The 24,008-nt window shown below is 74.8% G+C and carries 19 protein-coding genes; 4 read left to right on the top strand and 15 right to left on the bottom strand.

What is annotated here, in order from left to right:
• Window positions 1–12: 12 nt before the first annotated feature.
• From ACZ6W9_RS07640 to ACZ6W9_RS07660, 5 genes are all read right to left on the bottom strand, one after another.
• Entirely contained in the window at window positions 13–3,030 is a 3,018-nt protein-coding gene (locus ACZ6W9_RS07640; protein ID WP_470116907.1) for a coiled-coil domain-containing protein, read from the bottom strand.
• A gap of 98 nt (window positions 3,031–3,128) precedes the next feature.
• On the bottom strand, window positions 3,129–4,421 hold the full coding sequence (locus ACZ6W9_RS07645) for a helix-turn-helix domain-containing protein (RefSeq protein ID WP_389960841.1): 1,293 nt from the start codon (window positions 4,419–4,421) through the stop codon (window positions 3,129–3,131).
• A complete protein-coding gene (locus ACZ6W9_RS07650) occupies window positions 4,418–5,764 on the bottom strand; it encodes a hypothetical protein (protein WP_389960843.1) in 1,347 nt (448 codons plus the stop codon). Before ACZ6W9_RS07650 ends, ACZ6W9_RS07645 begins: the two co-directional genes overlap by 4 nt.
• Window positions 5,765–5,911: 147 nt before the next feature.
• Window positions 5,912–6,748 (bottom strand): SDR family oxidoreductase, encoded by an 837-nt coding sequence (locus ACZ6W9_RS07655; protein WP_389960845.1) that lies wholly within the window; start codon window positions 6,746–6,748, stop codon window positions 5,912–5,914.
• A 108-nt stretch (window positions 6,749–6,856) separates the two neighbouring features.
• Window positions 6,857–7,507: a TetR/AcrR family transcriptional regulator gene (locus ACZ6W9_RS07660; protein WP_389960847.1), complete on the bottom strand. Its 651-nt coding sequence runs from the start codon at window positions 7,505–7,507 to the stop codon at window positions 6,857–6,859.
• A 57-nt stretch (window positions 7,508–7,564) separates the two neighbouring features.
• Between ACZ6W9_RS07660 and ACZ6W9_RS07665 the strand changes: the two genes are divergently transcribed.
• A complete protein-coding gene (locus tag ACZ6W9_RS07665) occupies window positions 7,565–8,071 on the top strand; it encodes a cupin domain-containing protein (protein WP_389960849.1) in 507 nt (168 codons plus the stop codon).
• A gap of 16 nt (window positions 8,072–8,087) precedes the next feature.
• Here ACZ6W9_RS07665 and ACZ6W9_RS07670 read toward each other — a convergent pair whose 3' ends face one another.
• The gene (locus ACZ6W9_RS07670; RefSeq protein ID WP_470116908.1) at window positions 8,088–9,296 is read right to left on the bottom strand and encodes a sensor histidine kinase; all 1,209 of its coding nucleotides are present in this window, start codon (window positions 9,294–9,296) and stop codon (window positions 8,088–8,090) included.
• Between the two features lie 294 nt (window positions 9,297–9,590).
• On the opposite strand from ACZ6W9_RS07670, the gene ACZ6W9_RS07675 reads away from it, so the two are divergent.
• Window positions 9,591–11,048, top strand: a complete 1,458-nt coding sequence (locus tag ACZ6W9_RS07675; RefSeq protein WP_470116909.1) for an MFS transporter — start codon at window positions 9,591–9,593, stop codon at window positions 11,046–11,048.
• A 237-nt stretch (window positions 11,049–11,285) separates the two neighbouring features.
• Window positions 11,286–11,969, top strand: coding sequence for a response regulator (locus ACZ6W9_RS07680; protein WP_389960855.1), 684 nt, complete (start codon window positions 11,286–11,288; stop codon window positions 11,967–11,969).
• Here ACZ6W9_RS07680 and ACZ6W9_RS07685 read toward each other — a convergent pair.
• The 8 genes from ACZ6W9_RS07685 to ACZ6W9_RS07720 form a co-directional block, all read right to left on the bottom strand.
• A complete protein-coding gene (locus ACZ6W9_RS07685; protein WP_470116910.1) occupies window positions 11,957–14,071 on the bottom strand; it encodes a prolyl oligopeptidase family serine peptidase in 2,115 nt (704 codons plus the stop codon). The two genes, ACZ6W9_RS07680 and ACZ6W9_RS07685, sit on opposite strands and share 13 nt — an antisense overlap.
• A complete protein-coding gene (locus tag ACZ6W9_RS07690; RefSeq protein ID WP_470116911.1) occupies window positions 14,068–15,864 on the bottom strand; it encodes an ATP-binding cassette domain-containing protein in 1,797 nt (598 codons plus the stop codon). Before ACZ6W9_RS07690 ends, ACZ6W9_RS07685 begins: the two co-directional genes overlap by 4 nt.
• On the bottom strand, window positions 15,861–17,573 hold the full coding sequence (locus tag ACZ6W9_RS07695) for an ABC transporter ATP-binding protein (protein ID WP_389960861.1): 1,713 nt from the start codon (window positions 17,571–17,573) through the stop codon (window positions 15,861–15,863). The genes ACZ6W9_RS07690 and ACZ6W9_RS07695 overlap by 4 nt, the downstream gene beginning before the upstream one ends.
• Before the next feature lie 118 nt (window positions 17,574–17,691).
• Entirely contained in the window at window positions 17,692–17,823 is a 132-nt protein-coding gene (locus ACZ6W9_RS07700; RefSeq protein WP_362929415.1) for a SapB/AmfS family lanthipeptide, read from the bottom strand.
• Between the two features lie 42 nt (window positions 17,824–17,865).
• Window positions 17,866–17,994, bottom strand: coding sequence for a SapB/AmfS family lanthipeptide (locus ACZ6W9_RS07705; RefSeq protein WP_389960863.1), 129 nt, complete (start codon window positions 17,992–17,994; stop codon window positions 17,866–17,868).
• A gap of 34 nt (window positions 17,995–18,028) precedes the next feature.
• The gene (locus tag ACZ6W9_RS07710; RefSeq protein WP_362929411.1) at window positions 18,029–18,160 is read right to left on the bottom strand and encodes a SapB/AmfS family lanthipeptide; all 132 of its coding nucleotides are present in this window, start codon (window positions 18,158–18,160) and stop codon (window positions 18,029–18,031) included.
• Between the two features lie 7 nt (window positions 18,161–18,167).
• Window positions 18,168–20,876, bottom strand: a complete 2,709-nt coding sequence (gene lanKC, locus ACZ6W9_RS07715; RefSeq protein ID WP_470116912.1) for a class III lanthionine synthetase LanKC — start codon at window positions 20,874–20,876, stop codon at window positions 18,168–18,170.
• Between the two features lie 365 nt (window positions 20,877–21,241).
• On the bottom strand, window positions 21,242–21,931 hold the full coding sequence (locus tag ACZ6W9_RS07720; protein ID WP_470116913.1) for a M50 family metallopeptidase: 690 nt from the start codon (window positions 21,929–21,931) through the stop codon (window positions 21,242–21,244).
• A gap of 235 nt (window positions 21,932–22,166) precedes the next feature.
• Between ACZ6W9_RS07720 and ACZ6W9_RS07725 the strand changes: the two genes are divergently transcribed.
• Window positions 22,167–23,309, top strand: a complete 1,143-nt coding sequence (locus tag ACZ6W9_RS07725) for a magnesium and cobalt transport protein CorA (RefSeq protein ID WP_470116914.1) — start codon at window positions 22,167–22,169, stop codon at window positions 23,307–23,309.
• 51 nt (window positions 23,310–23,360) lie between these two features.
• On the opposite strand, the gene ACZ6W9_RS07730 is transcribed toward ACZ6W9_RS07725, so the two are convergent.
• Window positions 23,361–23,870, bottom strand: coding sequence for a hypothetical protein (locus ACZ6W9_RS07730; RefSeq protein WP_470116915.1), 510 nt, complete (start codon window positions 23,868–23,870; stop codon window positions 23,361–23,363).
• Window positions 23,871–24,008 lie beyond the last annotated feature (138 nt).

Consider the following 24,008-nt stretch of genomic DNA (forward strand, 5'->3'; position numbering starts at 1 on the left):
CCTGCGCAGAGGCTATCTGCTCACCGCCGCCGACAGCGCACGCACCCGCTCGGCGTGACGGTCGTGACCGATGACCACCGGCGGCTCGTTGTACGGCATCGCGTCGGAGGACCGGCGCAGCTTGACGTACTGGCCGCAGGCGTCGACCGCGTAGGGCTCCATGTCGTCCTGCAGCGCGCCGATCACCGTGATCCCGTACGTCTCACCGATCCGGCGGAACAGCGCCACGGCCTCCCTGCGGTGCTCCTTGCCGAGGTTGCGGCCCAGCTCGTCCAGGACGAGGCACAGGTGGCCGCCGCCGGAGGAGGCGATCGCCGCCGCGCAGACCAGCTTCACCGCCTTCTCGTCCATCAGCGCGGTGTTGGCCCGGCGGTTGTACGGCACGTAGCCCTGCCCCTCGCCGCGCCGCCACCTGGGCGTCACCCGCCACGCCCAGCGCTGCTCGGGGTCGGCGGGCGCGGGCGGCACAGGGAAGTCCAGCGTCGCGCCGTAGCCGCCGTAGGCCAGGTCGAGCCGCTCGAACTCCTCGGCGACCCGCGCCAGCCGCGCCTTGACGGCCGCGGTCAGCGCGGCCCGGTGCACGGCGGTGGACTGCGCCGCCTCCTCCGCCCCCTTGGCGGCGGCGGACAGGTCGCGGCGGCGGGTCTCCAGCTGGGTCTCGATCTGGCGGCGCTGGTGGCGCTCGTACTCCTCCTGACCACGGAGGTAGGACGCCAGGGCCGCGCAGACGCCGGGGAACGTGGCCTGCTCGCGCGCGGTGCGCCCGGCCCCGGGCTCGGTCCGCTCCCTGATCAGGAACCGCAGTTCCTCGGGCATCTCCTCGTCCTCGCCGGGGAAGGTGCCGCGCAGCGCCTCGTCGAGGTGACGCTCGGCCGCCCGCCACCACTCCTCGGCCGTCAGCGGGCGCTCGTCCTCGCCCAGCGCCTCCAGCCACTCGCCGGCCCCGGCGACCGTGCCGCCCCAGTCGGCGGCCATCGCGTCCAGCGCGAGCGCGTCGCGGTCGGACCGCACCTTCGCCGCCTGCTCGGCGGCCTGGTCGCGCTCGGTCTCGTGCCGCGCCCGGCGGCCCTCCAGCCGCTCGATCTCCATGCTCCTGGTGCGGGCCCGGAAGTCGAGCGCGGCGACCTCCCGCTCGGCCTCGGCCACCTGCGGCGCGGTCTCGGCCAGGGCCTCGACGAGCCCGGTGAGCACCTCGCGCCGCTCGGCGAGCCGCCGCTCGACGTCGGCCAGCCGTACCGCGGCGCGAGCCCCCTCCAGCCGCCGGGCGGCCTCCGCCATGCCGTCCTCGGCGGTCCGTACGGCCTCGGCGGCGGCCTCCTGGACGTCCCGCGCCCGGTGCAGCCGCTGCTCGGCGGCCTTGATCCGGGCCTCACGGCCGGTGGCGACCGCCTCGAACGACCCGACGACCGTGATGCCGGCCGCGCTGACCAGCACCGACCCGGGCAGCGTGGCCAGCGTCCGCGCCGCCTCGGGGAGGTCGGCGGCGTCCACGATCACCGCGTGCTCCTGCGGCCAGCCCCGGGCGGCCAGCAGAGCCCCGACAGCGTGGTCCGCCGCGGCCTCCTCGTCGCGGGCCTGCTCGGCGACGTCGATCGCGTCGAGCAGACCGGTCGCCCGGAGCCCGGCCGCGGCGAGCGCGTCGAGCTGCGCCGCCGCCGGGCCGCCCTCGGCGTCGTCCAGCGCGGCCTTCGCCTCGTCCACCTCGCGGTCGGCCACGCCCAGCGCCTTCAGCGCCTCGTTGAGGACGACCCTGGCCCGCTCCAGCTCGGTCTCCGCCGCCGCCACGTCGCGGCCGTCGGCCAGCCGCCGCCGCTCCTCCAGCCCGGGGACGCGGGCGCGCAGCTCGTCGGCGGCGTTCTCCGCCACCGCCCGGTCGGCGTCCAGCTTGGCCGCGCGGGCCTGCAACGCGGCCAGCTCCCTGCGGGCCCCGGCCAGGGAGCGCTCCAGCGAGTCGTCCCGGAGCGTGGCGATCTCCGCCTTCACCGTCTCGATCGCCTCGGCCGCGCGGCCGCCCGCCTCGCGCAGCCGCTCCAGCTCGGCGGCGAGCGCCTCGTCCCGGCGGGCCGCGTCGGCGAGCCTGCGCGCCAGCCGCCCCCGCCAGGAACGCATCGCCCCGGCCAGCCGGACCCGCGCCCGGTCACGCCGGTCGAAGGTCGAAAGCAGCGCCCGGGACTCCTCCTCGAAATCCGTCAGCAGCTCCGCGGCCCGCGTCGCCCGCACCCGCCTGGCGTGCTCGTCGCGCCGAGCCTCCCGCTCCTGGTCCAGCTCGGCGTCCAGGCCGGTCAGCGCGGCGATCGCCTCGAACACCCGCTCCGGGGAGATCTCGTTCAGCGGCTGCGACAGCAGGTTCGTGGCGACCTTGCTGCGCACCGAGGTGGACAGGAACGACACGCACCTGACGCGGTCGCCGTACAGGAACCGCGTCAGGTCGCGCGCCACCACGTCGCGGCGGCCCGCCGAGCGCGGCAGCGACGCCCACACCTCGTCGGCCAGCGCCACCCGCTCCGCCTCCGAGGGCGCCGCGGCGAGCCTGATGCCCGGGGTTACCCGGATCTCCAGGTGCGGGGCCTCCTGGTTGACCCGCAGCCACACCGTGACCGCGTCGTCCACCGAGCCGGGCGGGGCGAAGACGCCCACGATGTAGCCGTGGTCGGCGCTGGCCCACGTCCCGGCGCCGCCGCCCGCCGCCAGCTCGGCGTTGAACAGCAGCTCCGCCACCGCCTTGGCGCCGGAGGCGAAACGCCACTGCTCGTCACCGAGCAACGCGGTGATCATCGCGATGAACGACGACTTGCCCGCGCCGTTGGAGTCCTTCGGGCCCGCCCCGGCCACCACGATCAGCGTGCCGGGCACGATCGGCACCGGGTGGGTCGACAACCGCGAGATGTTGACCGCCTGCACGGCGACCAGCACGCGGTCGCCGACCACGTCGTGGTCGGGCGCGGCGGGCCTGACCTCCACCGGCACCAGTCCGATCTGGCTGCCACGCGCCCGCGCCGCCGCCGTCTCAGTCGCACTGGACGGTTTCACGGCCGTGCTTCCCGTGGTACTTCCCACGGTGTCCTCGACGGGGCGGTCGGCCGCGCGGCGGCCCCTCGCGCCCCGTCCCGCCCGCTCCGGCTGTCCGGTCACCCCTGGTATTCCCTTCCTCGACGGTTCGCCCGAATGGCGGCGGCCAGCGGGGTGTGCGGCCCCGCGGCCAGGATGAGCTCCTCCTGCAGGCGGCGCCTGGCCGCCGGGGTCAGCCGGTGGAACTGCGGGCCGGGGACATAGCCGCCCGCCTCCTCACCGGCCTTCACCTGCGTCACCAGGCCCGCGTGGCGCAGCGTCCGCAGCGCCGCGTCCAGCGCGCCGACCGGCAGCCGGGTGTGCCGCCGCAGCTCCTCCACCGGCGCGGGGAACGGCGACAGCCAGCTGTCGGCGGGCAGCACGCCCTCGGCCCGGGGGATCGCCACCGAGTGGACCAGCACCAGCGTCAGCACCGCCCGCTCGGCCTCGCCGACCGCCCCGCTCACCGCGGCGCCCACCTCGTCGGCGTATCCCGAGATCCACGTCTCGCGGCCCTGGACGAGCACCCGGCCGCGCCGCCGCAGCATCTCGGCGACCGTACGGCGCGGCGCCGGGTCGCGCAGCGCCGGGAAGCGGGCCTCGTGGACCGGCTCGGCGGCGTGCTCGACCGCCATGAACGCCGCGACGATCTCGGCCCTGCGCCGCTCGTCGAACGCCTCCAGCAGGTCGGCGTCGAGGTCCGCGGCGGCGGTGACCTCCGAGGCCGCCGCGACCTGCCCGCCCGCCGCGCCCGCAGAGACCTCTTCAGGCTTCCGGGGCTCCCCGGCGTCCCCGTCCGGGCCGTCCGTCGCCTCCCGGGCCTCCTCGCCGTCCCCGGCGAGGACCGGGAGCACGGCGGGCCGGACGGCGCCCTCCGTGCCGGAGGGCAGGCGGCGCAGCAGCTCCCGGAGCTGCGCGTGGGACTCGGCGGGCCAGGACGCGCAGCGCGGGCCGAGCCGTACCACGCCGGCCTCCACCGTCAGCCAGGCCGAGTCGTGCAGGCGGCGCAGCGCGCCGACGGCCCAGTTGCGCATCAGGTCGTCGCCGCGCCCGATGAGGGCGCGGTAGGCGGAAAGCACCTCGTCCACCGGCGCGGGCGAGCCCGGCCACGGGTCGGCGGCGAGGTCGGTCCAGCAGCACCTCAGCGCCGCCGCCAGCACCCGCCGGGTCTCCCCGGAGCGTTCCACCGTCGTCGGCGCGACCTGGTACTCCTCCAGCAGTGACGGCGTCGCGCCGTCGGGCCAGGCGGGCAGCGCCGTACCCGTGCCGTCGCCGAGACCGGCCCGGAGCATGCCGGCCGGGGCGGGCTCGCCGGGGCCCAGCGGCAGCGGCCCGGCGGACCGGGCACGCGCGTGCGTCAACTCGGGCGTCATCGTCCGTCCTCCCCGGGCTTTCCGAACCCTCCGGACGGCCGCGCACCGCTTCGGGCGTCCCGTCCGTGCTTCCCGGACGGCCGCGCCCCGGCTCGGGCGCCGTCTCCGTCCTCAGCCTTCTCCGTCCCCACGTCCGTCCTCTCCAGGCGGCCGTGTGACAGCCACGCGGGTTCCGCGCCGGGGGCCGCGGTCAGGCCGTCGGACCAGCGCAGCCGGTAGGGCGACTCCGGGCGCAGGTCCGCCGAGACGAGATCGGCCAGCAGGCGGCGCGCCGGGACCCACTCGCCGCCCGCGGCGAGCACCTCCTCCAACGGCGCGGACGGCCGCCCGGCGAGGACCGACTCGGCGACGGCGGCCAGGCGGCCGAGGACGGCGTCACCGGTTCCGGCGTCGTGGGAGCCCGCGGGCCCGGGGTCGGGCACGACCGAACGCGGGGGAGTGGGCTGCGCCGGAGCCGGGCGAGGGCTCTCGTCCACCGCCCGGACGATCGCCGCCGGGTCGTGCCAGGGCGCCGGGGCGTCGAAGGCGAAGCCGTCCAGCACGGCCGCGAGCCGCTCCCTGTCGGCGGTCTGCGCGAACGTCCGCCAGGTCTCGGCGGGCAGCAGCGTGAGGTTCCGCGTCGTGCCGGCCGAGTCGGCCAGGCGGCCCGCGGCGCGGCGGGAGGCGTCGCTGTAGGCGTAGATCGCGGCGCGCAGCTCGGTGCAGGTGCGGTCGAGCTCGGGCCAGCGGGTCAGGATGGTCGCGTGCAGGCTCTGCGCCCGGCGGGCGATCTCCTCGGTGCCCCACAGCTTGGGGGCCTGCTCGCGCAGCTCCTCGATGGTGCCGCCGACCAGTGTGATCAGCTCCAGTGCCCACAGCCGGAAGGCCCGCGACAGGTTCCGCGCGCTGAGACGCGCCTCCTCCATGGTCGTGCGGGGGTCGGCGACGTTGAGGTCCTCCAGCGCCAGCAGCCGGTGCATCTCCGACTGGCCGCCGTCGGCCATCATCCGCCGGACGAACATCAGTCCCACCACGCTGGTGAACGACGCCCGGTAGCGGAGCTGGTTGGGCTTGGGGAACACCTCACGGATCGCGCCGAGGCCCTTGAGCACCCGCAGGCGGTTCTCGAACATCTCCACCGGATAGGCGCGGCAGACGTGGCGCATCTGCTCGTGGGTGAGCCACTCCTCACCGGCCTCGGCGAACGCCGCGAACAGCGTCTCGGCGATGTCGACCAGCACCGGGTCGTCCACCACCGCGCCGCTGTCGCGGGCGAGCGCGGCGAACATCCGCCGGTAGGTCGACAGCACGGACTCCTCGGTGAGGGCCGCGTCGAGAGTGATCTCCTGGTCGGTCTCTGGCACGCCCAATACCGTAGGGCCTCGCCCCGACATCCCCGTCCCGGGCGGCCTGCCGCCTGTTCACCGGCCGCCCGTTCACCGCTCGCCCGTTCACCGCTCGCCCGTTCACCGCTCGCCCGTTCACCGGGCGTCCGTTCATCGGGCGTCCGTTCACCGGCCGCCGGACGGCGGCGGCTGGACGGGGACGCGGGGCGGCACCCCGTTGCGGAGCGACCAGCCGCCGTCGCTGACGATCGTCTGGCCGGTGATCCAGGAGGCCTCCTCACCGGCCAGCCACCGCACCAGCCCGGCGGTCTCCTCGGCCGTGCCCCACCGGCCCCGCGGATGCCGGCCGGACAGCCACTCCCGGTCCTCGGGCGAGGCGTATCCCGTGTCGACGGGCCCGGGGTTCACGCAGTTGACGGTGATGTCGCGGACGCTCAGCGAGGCGGCGAGGCTCGCCGTCAACTGCTGCACGGCGCCCTTGGTGGCGATGTAGGGCAGCTCGGTGGGCATCGGCTCCAGGTGCTGGCCGGAGGTGAAGGTGACGATCCGCCCGCCGTCCAGGCCGGGCTGGGCGGCGAACTCCTGCACCAGCAGCAGGGTCGCCCGGACGTTGACCGCCCAGCACAGGTCGAGCTCATCGGCGGTCAGCTCGCCGAGCCCGGCCTCGGAGCTGCGGGCGTGGTTGACGACCAGGACGTCCACCCGGCCGAACCGCTCGCGGGCGGCGGCGACGATCCGGGCGGGCGCCGCGGGGTCGGCCAGGTCGGCCGCCAGGTGCGCCACCGCTCCGGCGCCCTCGGGCAGCTCCTCCCGCAGCGCCGCGACGACCCCCTCCGCGCCCAGCGGGTCGGCGCCCCAGGGCTGTTCGGCGTCGTGCGGGGACCACGAGCAGGCCAGGACGTTCATCGGCGCGGAGGCCAGCTCACGGGCGACGGCGTAGCCGATGCCGACGCGCCGGCTCACCCCCGTGACGATCGCGGTCCTCATCGGGGCAGGGGTCATCGTGTTCTCGTCTCTCGCTGCGGACGGCATGGCGGCCCATCATCACGCCGAAATCGCAGAAACGTCCATCCGTCAACGACGGGACGCCGGCCGGGCCGGCGGTCCGCGTCACCGGGGGAGCAGCGCGTCGCGCATCATGCCGGCCAGCCAGCCGCAGAAGGCGTCCGGCGTCCAGCCGCACCCGGTGACCATGGCGTGGTGGTGGGCCGGGTCGTTGAGGAACCACAGGACGTCGACGGCCCGCCCGGAGTCGAGCTCCGGGCGCAGCGGGCCGAGGCTCGCCGCCCGCTCAACCACCATGCGCGCCCCCGCCCGCCGGTTGGCCTGGAGGGAACGCCACAGTTCGGTCACCTCGGGTGCGGCGTCCGCCGCCCGGCGCACGGTCTCGAAGATCGGCGCCGCGCGGCCTCCGATCAGGACGCAGACCCGCGCGTACGCGTCGAGGACGGCGGCCGGGGTGGCGGCGTCCCAGACCGGGCGGAACCACGGGCGCTCGGCCACGGGGACGGGGGCGTCGTCCCCGGCGAGGGCCTGGTCGAGCACCTCCTTCAGCAGCGCGGGCTTGGAGCCGAAGGCCGAGAAGACGGTGGGCCGGGCGACGCCGGCGGCGGCGGCGACGTCGGCCAGCGAGGTGGCGACGTAGCCGTGCGCGACGAACAGCTCGCCGGCGGCGGTGACGATCGCCCGGCGGGTGCGCCGGGCGCCGTCGGCCCGGACGGAGGAGCGGTACGGCCTCCTCCCCGGCTCATCCTTGACCATGACGGGAATACTAGCGTTATATTCACTATACCGTTGTCTGTTGAAAAGTAGGCGGCCATGACCCCAACCTCCGCAGCCCGCCCCTACGTCCGCACCTCCGGGGACGGCCCGTCGATCCGGTTCCTCGGCGGCCTCGCCACCGTCAAGGCCGGGGGCGCCGAGACCCGCGGCCGCCTCACGGTCGTCGAGTTCGTCAACCCACCCGGTTTCGCGCCCCCTCTCCACCGGCACCTCCGGGAAGACGAGATGTTCTACGTGCTGTCGGGCACCGCGACCTTCCACTGCGAGGGCGAGATCCTGCCCGCCGGGCCCGGCGACTTCGTCCTCCTCCCCGTGGGGCTGCCCCACAGCTTCGTCGTCGATCCCGGGGAACCGCTGCGGACCCTGCAGATCACCACGCCCTCGGGCTTCGAGGACTTCGCCGCGGAGGTGGGCGAGCCCGCGGACGGGCGGCCGTCAGACCCTCCCGTGATCGACCCCGTCGCCCTCGGCCACGCCGCCGCCCGTCACGCGATCGAGATCCTCGGCCCGCCCCCGGGGCACGACGGGCCTCCGCGCTCCTGACAGGGCCACCCGTGGATCACGACGGCCCCCCGAGGCGAGGTTCGGCGCGTACGGGCTGTTCGAGGGGAAGTTCGGCGCGTACGGTGAAGCCGCCCTCGGCGCGCGGCTCCGCCCGCAGCCGGCCGCCGAGCGCCGCGACGCGCTCGCGCATGCCGAGCAGGCCCGTCCCGGGCACGGGCGGCGCGGCCGGGTCGGCCCCGCCGTCGTCGTCGACCTGCACGACCAGCTCGTCGTCGGCGTAGTCGACGCGCACCGCCGCGGCCGCCCCGCCGGCGTGCCGGGAGACGTTGGTGAGCGCCTCCTGGACGATCCGGTACGCGGCCCGGTCCGTCTCGGCCGGCAGCTCCCGCCGGGTCCCGGAGACCGTCACCGTGACCGGCAGCCCGGCCGAGCGGGCCCGCTCCACCAGATCGCCGAGCCGGTCGAGCCCGCTGGGCGCGACCCCGGCACCGGAGGCGTCGGAACCGCCGGGACGGCCCGGATCGCCGGGGCGGCCGGGGTCGCGCAGCACCTCCAGGGCGGCGCGCAGCTCACGCATGGCGTCACTGCCTGCCTCCTGGATGGCCAGCAGCGCGGGCGGCACGTCCTCGCCGCGCTTGCGCGCCAGGTGTACGGCCACCCCGGCCTGGACCTTGATGATCGAGATGCTGTGGGTGAGCGAGTCGTGCAACTCCCTGGCGATGCGCAGCCGCTCCTCGCCCGCACGGCGCCGGGCCACCTCCTCACGGGTGCGTTCGGCCTCGGCGGCCCGCCGCTCGGCCTCCGCCAGGTACGCCTGCCGGTGCCGGGTCACCGTCGCCGCCACGCCCGCCGCCACGAACCAGCCGACCAGCAGCGAGGTGTCCTCGAGGATCCGCACAAGCCCGCCGGCGCCGGGGAGCCGCACCGCCAGGTCCACACCGAGGAAGACCACGCCCGCCAGCGCCGGGGCCGTCCGATGGCCGGTCCGGACCGCGGCGAACACCGAGATCAGCACGGGGAAGGCGGCCGGCGGGCCCGGCTGGAGGCGCGCCGTGAGCACGAGCATGCAGGCCGTACCGGCGAACAGCGACACCAGGGGCGCCCGCCGCCAGGCGAGGAGCGCGAGCGAGCCGGCGAGGGCCGCCGCGAGATCCACCGCGCCCGCGCCCGGCGTGCCGAACACGACGGCCGACAGCAGGGCGGCCATCACCGCGGCGAGCACGCCGTCCTGGGCGAGCGGCCGCCACCGCTCCATAGGTCTCATCCGTGCAGATTACGATCTGCCGGGCCGGAGGTCGTCCCCGGTACGTCGCAGCGAATCCCTACTCCCCAGGATGTAGCCGGGCCGGTCCCGTCTCTCCCGGTGCCAGGTGAATGAGCCTTCCCGGGCACGACGACCACCGGCCGGTCCCGGCAGCACGATGTCCGGCATGCACACGATCCGAGCAGAGAGCGGGCTCCGCCACGTGAGCCCGGAGAGCCGCCGGCCGTCACCGTTCCCGCCCGGACCACGCACGGGCGGTTCCGCGGTCACGGGGAGCACGCGGAGGGCCGAGCAGTGCTGAGAGACGCGGGAACCGCGGGAGGACGGACCGTCCGGCCGGGGATCACCCTCGCCGCGGTGGCCGTCGTGCAGTTCATGGTGTCGCTGGACCTGTCGGTGGTGAACGTCGGGCTTCCACGGATCGCCGCCGGCCTGGGGTTCAGCGCGGTGGGCCTGACCTGGGTGATCCACGCCTACGCGCTCACCTTCGGCGGGCTGCTCCTCCTGGGCGGCAAGGCCGCCGACCGGTACGGCCGCAGGCGCGTCCTGCTGTCCGGACTGGGACTGTTCGGCCTCGCCTCGCTCGCCGGCGGCTTCGCCCAGGAACCGGGTCACCTGATCGCCGCCCGCGCCGCGCAGGGCGTCGGGGCCGCCGCGCTGGCCCCGGCGGCCCTGGCGCTGCTCACCGCGACGTTCCCGTCGGGCAGGGACCGCGTCCGGGCCTTCGGGGTGTGGAGCGCGACGAACGCCGCCGGCGGCGCCCTCGGCGTCCTGATCGGCGGCGTGCTCACCGAGTACGCCGGATGGCGCTGGGTGATGTTCGTGAACCTGCCGATGGCCGCGGGCGCGCTGGCCCTGGCCTGGCGCGGCGTCGCCGCCGGCCCGCCCCCGGCCCGCGGCGGCCGCCCGGACGTCCCCGGCGCCGTCCTCGCCACCGCGGGCATGACCCTGCTGGTGTTCGGCGTCGTCCGCACCGACCGGTACCCGTGGACGTCGCCCGTCACCCTGATGACCCTGGCGGTCGCCGTCGCGCTGCTGGCCGCGTTCGTCCACGTCGAGCGGACCACCGCCCGCGAACCGCTGCTCCGGCCCGGTCTGTTCGCCAACCGCTCGGTCTCCCGCGCGAACGCCTACAACCTCCTGGTCGGGGCCGCCATGACCTCGTCCTTCTACTTCATGTCCCTCTACCTGCAACGCGTCCTCGGGACCGGACCGGCCCTGGCCGGGATCGAGTTCCTGCCGTTCGCCCTCGGCGTGGTCGCCGGCTCCGTGCTCGCCGTCAAACTCGGCTACCGCCTCGCGCCGCGGACCCTCATGGTCGCCGGAGGGCTGCTGACCGCGACCGGCTTCGCCTGGTTCGGCCTGATCAGCCCGGACGGCGCCTTCGTCACCGACGTCCTGGGGCCCTCGATCGTCGCGAGCGTCGGCTTCGGGCTCTGCCTCGCGCCGCTCGTCTCCACCGCCACCGCCGGCGTCGCGCCCCACGAGACCGGTACCGCCTCGGGCCTGCTCAACAGCTCACGCCAGATCGGCGCCTCGCTCGGGCTGGCCGTCCTCGGCACCGTCGCGCACGACCGCACCGGCCGGATCGCGACGCCCGAGACCCTCACCGCCGGGTACGCGCTCGGCATGACGATCGGCGCCGTGCTTTTGGCCGCCGCCGCCCTCGTCGCCCTCACCCTCCCGCGCCGGACCGGCCCGCCGTCACCGGCCGGGCAGGCCGGCGGCCGAAGGAAAAAAACCCCCGTATGACGACCGTCGCCCCGATCGACCTCTTCGCGTCCGTCGCCCGCCTGTAACCTCCGGAGCCACCTGCGCCTCGCGGAATCCGCGCAGGCAGGGGAGCGATGAAGGCCGGGAACCTCCCGCGGATACCACCGGGGGAGTACGGCGGCGGCGCGACCCCGAGCGGATGAAAGGCGGCCGGCAGGGCTCTACCGTGTCCGGTATGAGGATCATGCCCCAGTGGTGCCCGGCCGGAGGCCTGTCGTGATCCGGGTGCTCCTGGTCGACGACCAGCCGCTCATCCGCGCGGGGTTCCGCGCCCTGCTGGAGGCCGAGGACGACCTCCAGGTGGTCGGCGAGGCGGGGGACGGCGTCCGCGGCCTCGCCCTGGCCCGCGAGCACCGGCCCGACGTCGCGCTCGTCGACGTGCAGATGCCGGTGATGAACGGCATCGAGACGACCCGGCGGATCGCCGCCGACCCCGCCCTGGCCGGGGTGCACGTCGTGATCCTCACCAACTACGGCCTCGACGAGTACGTCTTCGACGCGCTGCGCGCGGGCGCCACCGGGTTCCTGGTCAAGGACACCGAGCCGGCCGACCTGCTGCACGGCGTCCGCGTCGCGGCGCGGGGCGACGCGCTGCTCGCCCCGGCCGTCACCCGCCGCCTGATCGGCGAGTTCGTCGCCCGCCGCCCGCTGACCTCCGCCACCGGGCTGGACGTCCTGACCAACCGGGAACGCGAGGTGATGGCGCTGGTGGCGCACGGCCTGTCCAACGACGAGATCGCGGCGCACATGGTGATCAGCCCGGCCACCGCCAAGACCCACGTCAGCCGGGCGATGACCAAGCTGGCGGCCCGCGACCGCGCCCAGCTCGTCGTCCTCGCCTACCAGTGCGGCCTGGTCACGCCGGGACGGCCCGGCGCGCTCCCCGGTCAGGGCGCCTGACCGGCGCCGTCCACGCCCGGCGGCGCGTACGGCGCCGGCCCGGGAAACCCCGCGAACGGCTCCGATGCGACGCCCGTCCCGAGCCCCGGGCCGGGCTCCGGGGCGAGCCGGAGGCCGGTGTGCTCGGCGAGGAAGGCCAGCAGGTCGCCCGCCAGCCCCACCGACCGGCTCGCCGAGCGCGCCGCGTGCCCGACGCCCTCCTCGTGGCGCAGCAGCACCGGCCGTGTCCCCGAGGTCGCCCACTGCAGCGCCGCGCACAGCTTGCGCGCGTGCATGGGGTCCACGCGGGAGTCACCGCCGAAGGCGGCCAGCAGCGTCGCCGGGTAGTCCACGCCCTCGCGCACCCGGTGGTAGGGGGAGTAGCCCAGCAGCCAGCCGAGCTGTTCCGGGTCGTCGGCGGAGCCGTACTCCGACCGCCAGGACGGGCCCAGACCGGACCGCTCGTAGCGGGCCATGTCCGTCAGCGGGGCCGAGCAGACCGCGGCGGCGAACAGGCCGGGCCGCTGCGTCAGCGCCGCCGCGGCCACCAGCCCGCCGTTGGACTCGCCGCACAGGCCCAGCCGGTCCGGGGCGGTCCAGCCCTCGGCGACGAGGTGCTCGGCCACCGCGACCAGGTCGTCGACGGCGTTCTGCTTGCGGTCGAGCGCCCCGTCGCGGTGCCAGGCCGCGCCCTCCTCACCGCCGCCGCGCAACTGGGCCAGGACGAACACGCCCCCGGCCTCGACCCACGGCAGGATGTACGCCGAGTACGAAGGCGTCATCGGCCGGCCGAACCCGCCGTAGCCGTACAGCACCGCCGGGCGAGGGCCGTCGCCGGGCCGGGCGAGCACCACCATCCGCACCGGCGTGCCGTCCCGCGAGGCGCAGACGAGCCGCCGGGAGACGATCCCGGGCACCTCGACGGCGCCCGGCGCGGCGGCCCACGGCGTGGTCCGCCCGGTGCGGGTGTCGTAGCGGTGCACGCCCGTCGGCCTGACGCCGTCGGTGTAGGTGAACCACACCTCGGGGCCGCCCTCGGGGCGGGTGAACATCCGCCCGGCCGCGCCGAGGCCGGGCAGCGGCACCTCGCCCAGCCTCCCGCCGGTGGCCGGATCGTGCACGGCGATCTCGCTGACCGCGTGCCGGGTACGGCCGACGAGCAGCACCGGCGCGCCGGGCTCCCCGGCGAACGCGAAGTCCCCGGTCACCGCCTCCGGGTCGGGGCCGACCAGCTCCCGCCAGCCCGCCACGCCGGGCCGCGCCGGGTCGGCGACGCACAACCGGCCCCGCGGGGCGTCCAGCGTGGTCAGCAGGTACAGCCGCCCGTCCGGGCCCACCGCGGGCACCGTCACCGCGGCCGCCCCCTCCTGGACCACCCGCAGGCCGGGGCGCTCCGGCGGCCCGGCCGACAGATCGGCCAGCCACAGGTCGTTGCCACCGCCGGAGGCCGCCGAGACCGTCAGCCAGCGGCCGTCGGCGCTCATCCCCAGCCCGTAGGACCGCTCGTCGCCGCAGACCACCACGTCGTCGTCGGCGGGGGCGCCCAGCAGGTGCAGGCACACCCGCCGCGAGCGCACGTAGAAGAACGCCTTCCCGCCGGGCAGCCAGACCACCGGCGAGTAGCGGCAGCGGTCGATCGGTCCGTCCACCGGCCGCCCGGTGGCGACGTCGAGGACCCGCAGCTCCGAACGCTCGTCGCCGTTCCTGGAGAGCTGGTAGGCCAGCAGCCGCCCGTCCAGGTCGGGCTGCCAGGAGTCGAGGACGGTCAGCCCGGACGGATCGAGCTCCGCCGGGTCGAGCAGCGCCCGCTCGGCCCCGTCGGGACCGGCGGTGTACAGCACGGCGTGCTCCTGGCCCGCCTCGCGGCGCAGGAAGAACCGGCGCCCGCCCCGCCACAGCGGTGGTCCCGCCATCCCCGCGGACATGAGCCGCGCCACCCGCCCGTGCCACGCCGCGCGCCCGGCGAGCGCGTCCGCGTGGCCGCGCCACAGCCTCTCCTGCGCGGCCAGCCACTCCCGCGTCCGGGGATCGCCGGCGTCCTCCAGCCACCGGTAGGGGTCGGCCACCGCGCGCCCGTGCGGGTGGTCGACGATCGGCTGCCGCTCGGCGGGGGGATAGATCACGGCACCATCTCCTGTGGTTTCGCGGGGTCCCAGTGGCCGACCAGGTCGGCGTAGAGGGGAGAGGCGGCGAGCAGCTCCTCGTGCCCGCCGAGCCGCACGCTGGTGCCGTCCATGACGAGGATCCGCCGCGCCCGCGTCGCCGACGTCAGCCGGTGCGCGATGACGACGAGGGTGCCGCCGCGGCGGGCGAACGCCTCCTCCGCGCGGGCCTCCGCCGCCGGATCCAGGTGGCACGTCGCCTCGTCGAGGATCACCAGGCGGGCCGGGGACAGGTGGGCGCGGGTCAGGGCGACGAGCTGCCGCTCGGCCGGGGACAGCGCGCCGGAGGACACCTCGGCGTCGTAGCCGCCCAGCCGTTCCGCCAGCGCGGTCAGGCCCACCGCGCGGGCGGCGGCGTCCAGCTCCTCACGCGACGCCGGCGAAAGATAGGTGAGGTTGTCCCGCAGCGTGCCCCGGAAGACATAGGCCTCCTGGGGGATCAGCACCCGGCAGGCCGGGTCGAGCCGGTCGGCCGGGACGCCGCCGACCTCCACGCGGCCCGCGCCGGGCCGGAGCACCCCCGCCAGCAGCGCGCCCAGCGTCGACTTGCCGATGCCGCTGGGCCCCACCACGGCGAGGTGGTCGCCCTCGGGGATCGACAGGTCCAGCTTGGAGATGACCGGCTCGGCGTGCGGGCCGTACGCGAAGGTGACCCCGCGCAGCTCGGCGCGGACGTTCCGTACGGCGACCCGCCCGGCGGGACCGTACGGCGCCGCCGCGGGACCGGGGGAGGGGGACGGCGGGCCGGCGGGGAGGGCGGGACGCTCGAAGGCGACGGCCGCGGGAGCGGGGAGGGCGGGGGAGACGGGGCCGGGTGGGGCGTCCGGCCGCAGGATGCGGTCCAGCGACACCCGCAGCCGGACGCCGCTGATCCCCAGCCCCTGCACGAGGTTGCCCAGCGCCGGGGCCAGCGACTGCGTCACGTACGCCAGCGCGCCGAGGATCACCCCGGCCCCGGCGCCCCGCGACAGCAGCCAGGGGGCGCCGGCCAGGATCAGCAGGACCGGCAGCCGGCCCCCCACCGCCAGCGACAGCGTGCGCAGGGCGGTCACCCGGGCCAGCGACCGTCCCGCGGCGGCCTGCTCGGCCACCCGCGCGCCGACGGAGGCGGCGACCCTGTCCTCCGCCGCGCAGGCGGTGATGTCGCGCAGGGCGCCCACCGCGCCGGCCAGCGACCCGGCGGTGCGCTCGTCGGCCAGCAGGAATTCCCGCTGCCGCCGGGCCATGGCCGGAAGCGACAGCAGGAACAGCCCGACGCCGGCCGTGAACGGCGGCAGCACCAGGACCAGCACCTCGGGGACCAGCGCGCTCAGCCCCAGCACCACGCTCACCACGGTGAAGGCGAACGACCTGACCACCGTGATGACCGAGGCGAAGGCGTCACGGGCCAGCTCCACCTGGAGGTTGGACCGGGCCACGGCCGCGGTGCCCGGCCCGTGCCCGGCGGCGGACGCGCGGTCCAGCGCGCCCTCCACGACGTGGCCGAGCAGGTCCTCCCGGAACGGCTCCACGATCGCGGCGACGGCCAGCACGACCTGCCGTGCGCCCGCCGCGCCCACCAGCCAGGCGGCGGCGAGGACCGCCAGCCAGGCGAAACCGGTGCCGGGCCGGCCCGCGGCGAAGCCGTCGTCGATCGCCCGCGCCACGGCCAGGCCCACGACGAGGGCGGGCGCGGTCTCCGCCACCGACCACACGGCGAGCCTGACGAGCAGGCGCGGGTCGCGGCGAAGCGCCCGGCGGACCGGGCGGTTCACGGCGTCCCCCGCACGGGTGCGGAGCCGGGAGGCGTGTCGTCCACCTGGAAGACGGCGCGATAGGCCGGGTCCTCCCACAGCGTCGGGTGCGTGTCGTAGCCGCGCACCCGCCCGCCGTCCAGCCAGATCACCCGGTCCGCCGCCGCCGCGGTCGCGGCGCGGTGCGTCACGACCAGCCGGGTACGGCCGCCGAGCCGCCCGGCCAGCGCCGCGGCGACCTGCCGCTCGGTGACGGTGTCGAGGCTGGAGGTGGCGTCGTCCAGGACGAGCAGCCGTCTCCCGTGCGCGAACGCCCGCGCCAGCCCCAGGCGCTGCCGTTCCCCGCCCGACATCGGGGCGTCGTCCAGAGGCGTGCCGTATCCCAGGGGGAGCCGCCGGACGAACGCGTCGGCGCACGCCTCCCGCGCGGCCCGGCGCACCGCTCCCGGGTCCGGCTCGTCCAGGCCCAGCCCGACGGCGTCCTCGACGGTGTCGCCGACCAGCGCCGGGCGTTCGAAGGCGTAGCCGGCCGCCCGGCGCAGCGCCCCGGCCGACAGCCGGGGCAGCGGCACCCCGTCCAGCAGGACCGTCCCGGCGGCGGGGTCGGCCAGCCGCCCGGCGAGCGCGGCCAGGACCGACTTGCCGCTGCCGGAGCGCCCGACCACCGCCACCGAGCAGCCGCCCGGGACGATCAGGTCGATCTCGCCGAGCCCCTCGGCGCGCACGCCGCGCAGTTCCAGCGTTCCGGGACCGGCGGGCAACGGGCTCTCCCCGTGGGCCCGCGGCGTCCCGGCGGTCAGCTCCGTGATGCGGCCCGCCGCGGCGCGCGCCCGCGCCAGCCGGGCGACCTGGCCGAGCGCCGAGCCGATGCCGGCGCCGAGCACGACGTAGCGGGCGGCGGAGTACAGCTCGCCGGCGGTCAGCCCGCCGTCGGCCAGCCGCAGCCCGCCCACCGCCAGCACCGCCACCTCCAGCAGCGGCACCACGGCACCCGCCCGCACACCGGCGCTCGCGTTGGCCCGCCACATGTCCATGGCGTGCCCGCGCAGCCGGGGCAGCGCGGCCAGCACCCGGGCCTTCTCCACCGCCTCGGTGCCCGCGGCGGCGATCGTCCGGGCCCCGGCCAGCGCGTCGACCAGGCGGGCGGCGATGTCGCCCTGCGCCTCCTGGTAGCCGCCGGCGATCGAGGTGCCGGCCCGCAGGAACGCCCGCAGCACGAACGTGATCAGGACGAGGCCGCCGACCAGGGTCAGGGCCAGCCGGACGTCGATCAGGGCGAGCGCGACGATGCCGCCCGCCGAGGGGATCACCAGCGCCGCCGCGGTGACGAGCGCCTCCGGGGCCCGCCCGGCCTCCTCCGCGTTCACCCCCATCCGGGTGACGAGATCACCCTCGGAGAGGCGGCGGGTCAGCGCGGGCCCGGCTCCGAGGACGTGCCGCAGCATCCGCAGGCGCAGCCACGCCGTGGCCTGGGCGCCGCTCACCCCGGCGCCCCAGACGCCCAGGGCGTCGCAGGCGACCGCCCCGGCCACGAGTGCCGCGCAGACGCCCGCCCAGGTCCAGGCCCCGCCCGCCGGGCCGGCCGCGACCAGGGCGTCCACCGCCCGGCCCAGCGCGTAGGGGAGCGCCAGCTCGGCCAGCGCCCCGGCGACGGAGGAGACGGCGAGGACGCCCAGCCAGGGGCCGCCGCGCCGTACGGTCTGGGCGAGCAGCCGGTCCGCCGTCCGCACCGGTCCCTCCTTCGCTCGAAAGTCCTGGGGCCCGTCCGGCGGGGCTCGGAGAAACCCCGTGGAACGGGCCGTGCCCGGGACGGCCGCCGTCATCGGCCGACCCGGGCACGGGGTGTCACTAGTGGCAGAGCAGCAGGCTCAGGTTGCTCGGCGTGTAGGACTCGCAGCCCAGGACGGTGAGCGAGCTGCCGCCGCCACCGCCGTGGCCGCCGCCGGGGGTCTCGAGAGCCTGGAGGTCGAGAAGAACCATTTTCTTACCTCTTCCTTGTGATTCCTGGTGATCCGGGGACGACTAGTGGCAGAGCAGGGCGCTCAGGTTGCTGGGGGTCTGGGACGCGCAACCCAGGACGGTCAGCGTGCTGCCGCCGCCACCGCCGCCACCGGTCGGAGCCTCGAGAGCCTGAAGGTCGAGAAGAACCATGGTGTTACTCCGTTTCTGGCGATCGGGAAGAGGATCAGTGGCAGAGCGCCACGCTGAGGTTGCTCGGCGTGTGGGACTCGCAACCGAGAACGGTCAGCGAGCTGCCGCCACCGCCACCGCCACCCCCGGTGGGGGCTTCCAGGTTCTGGAGGTCGAGAAGTACCATGCTGTTGTCACACCTCCTTCGAAGGCTCGCGGGGGGAAAGCCGCTCGGCGGATTCGTGCGCGGGCAGTGCCATGGACAGGGCACCCGCGCCGCCGGGCGGCTCGACAAAGGGGAGGAGCACCCGCCGGTCGCCCAGCGCGGAGCTCATCGCGAACAGGACTCCGGCCGTGCCGGTCGCGAAGTCCATCGAAAGCCTGAGCAGCTGGTCACCGGGGAAGGCCAGGCCGTCGCCGTACGACAGCGCGTGCCAGCCCAGTCCCCTGATCTGCTCGGCGAGGTCTGTGGCGGTCCCGGAGCCGGCGGAACCCATGGGGCCCGCGGAGCTCGCGCCGCTGCGGGCGGGGTCGCCCGGCGAGAGTTCCGTGGACTCCTCCGGCTCCGGGACCGCGGCCAGGGCCGCGATCATGCCGGCCCGGCCGGTGAACAGCCCCGGCTGGACGTAGTAGCGGCTCCGGGCGGCGCGCATGCAGTCGCGCAGCGCGGTCCGGAAGCCGTCGTCGTCGCGGTGGGCCAGGTAGCGGGCGAGGGCCAGGCCGATGCCGACCGACCCCTCGTCCAGGTAGGGCAGCGTGCGCCACCCCTGCGTGACCTGCAGCGAGCCGTCCTGGACGGTGACGCAGCGCCGCAGGTCCTGCCGGAGCGCCACGGCCGCCAGGTCGAGCAGCCCGGCGTCGCCGGTCCGCTCGTAGGCGTGCAGGAAGAGGAGGGCGGGCCCGGACGAGCCGTACATCAGCCCGGCCCGCGGGTTGCCGCCGCCGCTGGTCTCCGGCACGTCCTCAACCCCGCCGAGCCGGTCGGCGCAGACGCCGACGGCACGCAGCGCCAGGTCGGCGAGCGCCTGCTCGCCGGTCGTGCCGGCCAGGTGCAGGAGGTTCAGCCCGACGCCGGCCAGACCCCCGAACAGGCCGGGCTCCAGCACCTCCCACTTCTCCCGCATGGCCACCTCGACCGCGTCGAGCGCGTCCTGGCGGTGCCCGAGCCGGTCGAGGACGTAGGCGACGCCGTGCAGCCCGTCGTAGAATCCGACGCCGGTCCCGGAGACGGGGGACGCCGCGCGGCGGCGCAGCCACTCCACGTGCTCGGGACGGACCTCGGCCCCGGCGGCGTCCAGCGCGTAGAGCACGCCGGCCGCGCCGTAGGCGAGGTTCAGGCCGCCGCTCGGCCTGAACTGGGCCACGTCACCGGGGAAGAGACGGTCGTCGCGCCCGGGGGTGGCGCTCGCCAGGATCGCCCGGCACATGGCGTCCCGCAGCGCGGGCCAGTCGCCCGGGGCGAGCCGGGGGAGGGGCCGCGGCGTCACCGGGTCGTCGCCGACGATGGTGCGGACCGCCTCCCGGACCACCTCCGGCGGCACCGGGAAGGTCTCGACGACCAGCTCGGCGAGCTGGAACACCTTGGCCCGGTCGAGTGACTGGGTGACGGTGAGCTGCGGCGCGAACAGTCCGAAGCACAGGCAGGCCAGCGCGTACTCGTCGATCTCGACGCCCTGGCGGCCGCGCGGCGCGTTGAACGCGGGATGGCCCAGGGCGGCGCGGCCGCGCTCCTCGGCGAGGGTCGCCACCTCGTAGTCGATCATCACCAGGCGGCCCTCGGCGGTGATGAGGATGTTGTTGGGGTGCAGGTCGCCGAAGACCACGCCGCGCTCGTGCAGCGCGCCGACGGCCCGCCGGACCGCCGGAAGCGTCTCCATGACCCACGCGGTGTACTCGGCGAGGGTCCCGGCGTCGCAGCCGGCCCGGGTGAGGGGATAGCGCTGCACCAGTTGCCGCTGCAGGGGGTTGCCGTCGACGAACTCCTGCACCAGGAAGTGGTGCTCGCCCAGGACGAAGTAGTCGATCAGCTCGGGCACGCAGTCCAGCCCGGCCAGACGCTCCAGCATGTCGCGCTCGTGTCCCAGGCGCGCCACGGCGTCGCGGCCTGCGGCGTCGAGGCCGGCGTGCGGGCGGGCCTCCTTCAGCACCACGCGCCTGCCCCCGCGGAGCTCCCGCCCGAGATAGACCCCTCCGCCGTTGGAGAAGTGCAGGACGCTCTCGATCTCGTACGGCAGGCCGCCCGTGGTGACCGCGTTGCGGGCCGCGAGGTGCGACTCCAGGAACTCCGGCAGCGTCACCCAGGACGGCACGGAGAAGGACGGCCCGCGCACGTCGGGCACCAGCCGCCCGTCGGCGTCCTCGATCGCGTACACCGTCTCGCCCTTGTCGTCCAGGCAGTACCGGGTGGCGAAGCCGCCGTAGCGCACGAAGAGCGGGCCCTCGCCGTAACGCAGGTCACTGAGGATGTAGGGGCCGGAGACGCCGCGGAGCAGCTCGTGCAGCTCCTTCAGCGTGAGTTCCAGCTGCGCCTCGTCCACGGGGTAGATCGTCACCAGCTTGCCGCTGGACCCGCGGGGGGCCGCCTTGGAGTTCAGCATCGTCACGACCGGCCGGCTGCGCAGGAACTTGAACGCGATCCCACGGGGCACGCAGTAGTCCCAGACCAGCTCCATCGCCCGCTCGGCGTCGTCCAGGCACGCCGACACGTGGATCTTCCAGCCCTGCTTCGGCGTCCTCGCGTCGCCGGGCGCGTAGTGCATCCACGTGTCCGTCGGCTGGTGCGCCCAACCCTCCGGCACCTCCCGGCCGGCGAGCGGGAAATCGGGGTGCTCGCTCCGGTCACTGTCGAGAGTGTCGTAGAAGATCGGGTCCGCTAGGCAATAAAGCTCATAGTGGTCATTCACGGCAATCTCCCTGCTGTCTTCCAGGGGAGAGAATTCCGGATAACCCGAGAAATAACCAGTTACAAGCTACACGTCTCACCCGTGTAAATCTCACGAGTCAAGTCATGACATTTGGTCTGACCTGGGCTTATGTGAGGGATGCGAAAGTTGTTCAGAAAAACTTTCCGCGCTTCCAGGTCGGAGACCGAAGAGGTTGTCGTTCTTGACCGAAATTACCACGTTCAATGTGAGTATGAGGGTATATATCGGGTAACAGAGTTGGTTTGCCTATCCGGCCCGTCACTGAGCGTGACGGGCCGCCGGAACGGCCGGACGGATGATCGCGGGCGGGAACCCGGGCCGGGCGGATGATCGCGGACGAGACCCTAGGCCGGCCACGGCAGCGGGTTCAGCAGCCACGCCCCGCCCGCCAGACAGGCGAACGCCACCAGCAGGAACAGCAGCACCCAGAACCCGCCGGGCAGGAAGGTCAGCCGGGCGAGCTGGTCGGCGTCGGAGTCGGGGGCGTGGCCCCGACTCCGCTTGCGCCGCAGCTCCAGGATCGGCCGGACGCCGCCGAACAGCAGGAACGACACGGCCAGACAGGAGAGGACCGCGTCCACTTCCGGCGGGGAGTACCACGTGACCGCGAAGATCGCCCCACCGGTCGCCAGCAGGCTCACCGCGCCGAACAGGTTGCGGATCAGCAGCAGCATGCCGGCGAGCAGCCCGATCACCACCGCGATCAGGATCGCCACGTGCCCGTTGGCGGTCAGCCAGGCACCGCCCACGCCCAGCAGGGAGGGGGTGACGTAGCCCGCGGCGGCGGTCAGGATCATCCCGGGCCCGCGCGGTTTGCCCCGGGTCAGCGTGACCCCGGAGGTGTCGGAGTGCAGCCGGATGCCCTGGAGCTTGCGCCGGGTGAGCAGCGCCGCCAGCGCGTGGCCGCCCTCGTGCGCGATGGTGATCAGCCCCCTGGTCAGGTGCCACGACCTGGACCACACCACCGTCGCCAGCGCGACCGCCGCCGAAAGCAGCACGACCCACGGGGGCGGCCCCGCCTGGGTCGCGGTCAAGGATTCCAACACCTCGTTCAAAGTTCACTTCCCCTCAACGTCGCCGGAGCAAAGGGTCCCATGACGCTTGGTCTACCGGCGATAAGGTCGAAAGGAGACGAGGCCGGATCCGGGCGCCGGCCGCTCCGGCCTGCGGCGCGGACCGCGTCCGCGAGGTTTCCCGGCGACCGCCCGGGTAGACGGCGCGGGCACGCACAGGATCGGGGCGCCCGGCGGGGCGGACGAGGAGGAGCAGGTGGCTGACCGGCGGATACTGGGCATGCGGAGCCGGGTGCGCGGCCGCCCCGATGTCGACCGCGACTCCCCCGAGCGGTCGATGGACCCCCGTTCCGCCGAGGCCGAGCCGATCTCCACCCGGTCGCACGTCATCGACAACGCGATCTACGTCGACGGGCGGCGGGCCGCCACGCCGGGATCGCTGCCCGAGGCGTTCGAGTGCCTGAAGAACACCCCCGGCAGCATGGCCTGGATCGGCTTCTACCGTCCCGAGGACGGGGTGATCTACAACGTCGCCGAGGAGTTCGACCTGCACGAGCTGGCCGTCGAGGACGCCATCGTCGCCCACCAGCGTCCCAAGGCCGACCGCTACGGGGAGACCCTCTTCGTGGTGCTGCGCCCGGCCCGCTACGTCGACGAGGTCGAGGAGGTCGACTTCGGCGAGCTGCACCTGTTCGTCGGCCGCAACTTCGTGATCACCGTACGGCACAGCGAGGCGCCGGACCTGTCCCAGGTCCGCCGGCGCATGGAGGCGGACCCCGAGCTGCTCCGCCAGGGCCCCCAGGCGGTGCTCTACGCCGTCGTGGACGCGGTCGTGGACGGCTACGCGCCGGTGGTGGCCGGCCTGCAGAACGACATCGACGAGATCGAGGTGCAGGTCTTCGGCAACGAGCCCGGCGTCTCCCGCCGCATCTACGAGCTGTCCCGGGAGGTCATCGAGTTCCAGCGGGCCACCCGGCCGCTGCTCGGCATGATAGAGGGGTTCATCGCGGGTGCCGACAAGTACGGGATGGACCAGGAGTTGCAGCGCTACCTGCGCGACGTCGCCGACCACGCCATCACCGTGTCGGAACGGGTCAGCGGCTTCCGGCAGATGCTCCACGACATCCTCGTGGTCAACTCCACCATGGTCGCCCAGGCCCAGAACGAGCACATGACCAGGCTCACCGAGGCCAGCAACGCGCAGAACGAGGAGGTCAAGAAGATCTCCGCCTGGGCCGCGATCCTGTTCGCCCCCACCCTCGTCGGCACCATCTACGGCATGAACTTCGACCACATGCCGGAGCTGCACTGGGTCTTCGGCTATCCGTTCGCGGTGCTGCTGATGGCGGCCGTCTGCGTCACGCTGTACCTCGTCTTCAAACGCCGCGACTGGCTGTAGGACCGCTCGACGGGGGCCCGGGCCGTGACCCCGGGCCCCCGCAGCGGGACATCAGCTCAGCTTCGCCAGAATCAACTCCAGCTTGCCGTCCATGGAGTCCATCCGGCTCTCCATGGCGCCCACCCGGTCGGCCAGGCCGTCGACCTTCTTCTCGAGGCCGTCGAACCTGTTCTTGAGGCCGTCGACCTTCTTCTCCAGGCCGTCGAATCTCTTCTCCAGGCCGTTGACCTTGGTTTCGAGGCCGTCGACCTTCTTCTCGAGGCCGTCGAACCTGTTCTCCAGGCCGTTGACCTTGGTTTCGAGGCCGTCGAATCTCTTCTCCAGGCCGTCGAACCTGTTCTCCAGGCCGTCGACCTTCGTCGAGAGCGTGGAGAGGTCCTCCTTGGTGGCCATCCTGTTGAGGATCTCCTCGAACATCGGGACGGTGTACGTCATGACCTCCTCCCGGATGATCTTGGGGAGATCGTTCAGCGTCTCCTTGATGTCGGCCAGATCCGAGCTCGTCCTGAACGCCCAGGACTCGAGGTGCGAGACGCGCCTGCGGGTGCTCTTCAATGCCACGTCGGGCATGGTACCTCCTGGTTTTCCTCAGCGGAGGGCCGCCTGACCGGGGGGCGGGCCGAAAATCCGGAACTGTGCGGAATCAATTGAACACGTTCCGGAGTGGATCGCGGGCGTGTTCGATGATTTCCGGGGTGC

This window comes from Streptosporangium sp. NPDC053982 (assembly GCF_055585205.1).

Coding starts and splice junctions, on each gene's coding strand:
- ACZ6W9_RS07645 (WP_389960841.1), bottom strand. CDS start 4,421: ATGACGCCCGAGTTGACGCACGCGCGTGCCCGGTCCGCCGGGCCGCTG.
- ACZ6W9_RS07655 (WP_389960845.1), bottom strand. CDS start 6,748: ATGACCCCTGCCCCGATGAGGACCGCGATCGTCACGGGGGTGAGCCGG.
- ACZ6W9_RS07660 (WP_389960847.1), bottom strand. CDS start 7,507: ATGGTCAAGGATGAGCCGGGGAGGAGGCCGTACCGCTCCTCCGTCCGG.
- ACZ6W9_RS07665 (WP_389960849.1), top strand. CDS start 7,565: ATGACCCCAACCTCCGCAGCCCGCCCCTACGTCCGCACCTCCGGGGAC.
- ACZ6W9_RS07670 (WP_470116908.1), bottom strand. CDS start 9,296: ATGAGACCTATGGAGCGGTGGCGGCCGCTCGCCCAGGACGGCGTGCTC.
- ACZ6W9_RS07700 (WP_362929415.1), bottom strand. CDS start 17,823: ATGGTTCTTCTCGACCTCCAGGCTCTCGAGACCCCCGGCGGCGGCCAC.
- ACZ6W9_RS07705 (WP_389960863.1), bottom strand. CDS start 17,994: ATGGTTCTTCTCGACCTTCAGGCTCTCGAGGCTCCGACCGGTGGCGGC.
- ACZ6W9_RS07710 (WP_362929411.1), bottom strand. CDS start 18,160: ATGGTACTTCTCGACCTCCAGAACCTGGAAGCCCCCACCGGGGGTGGC.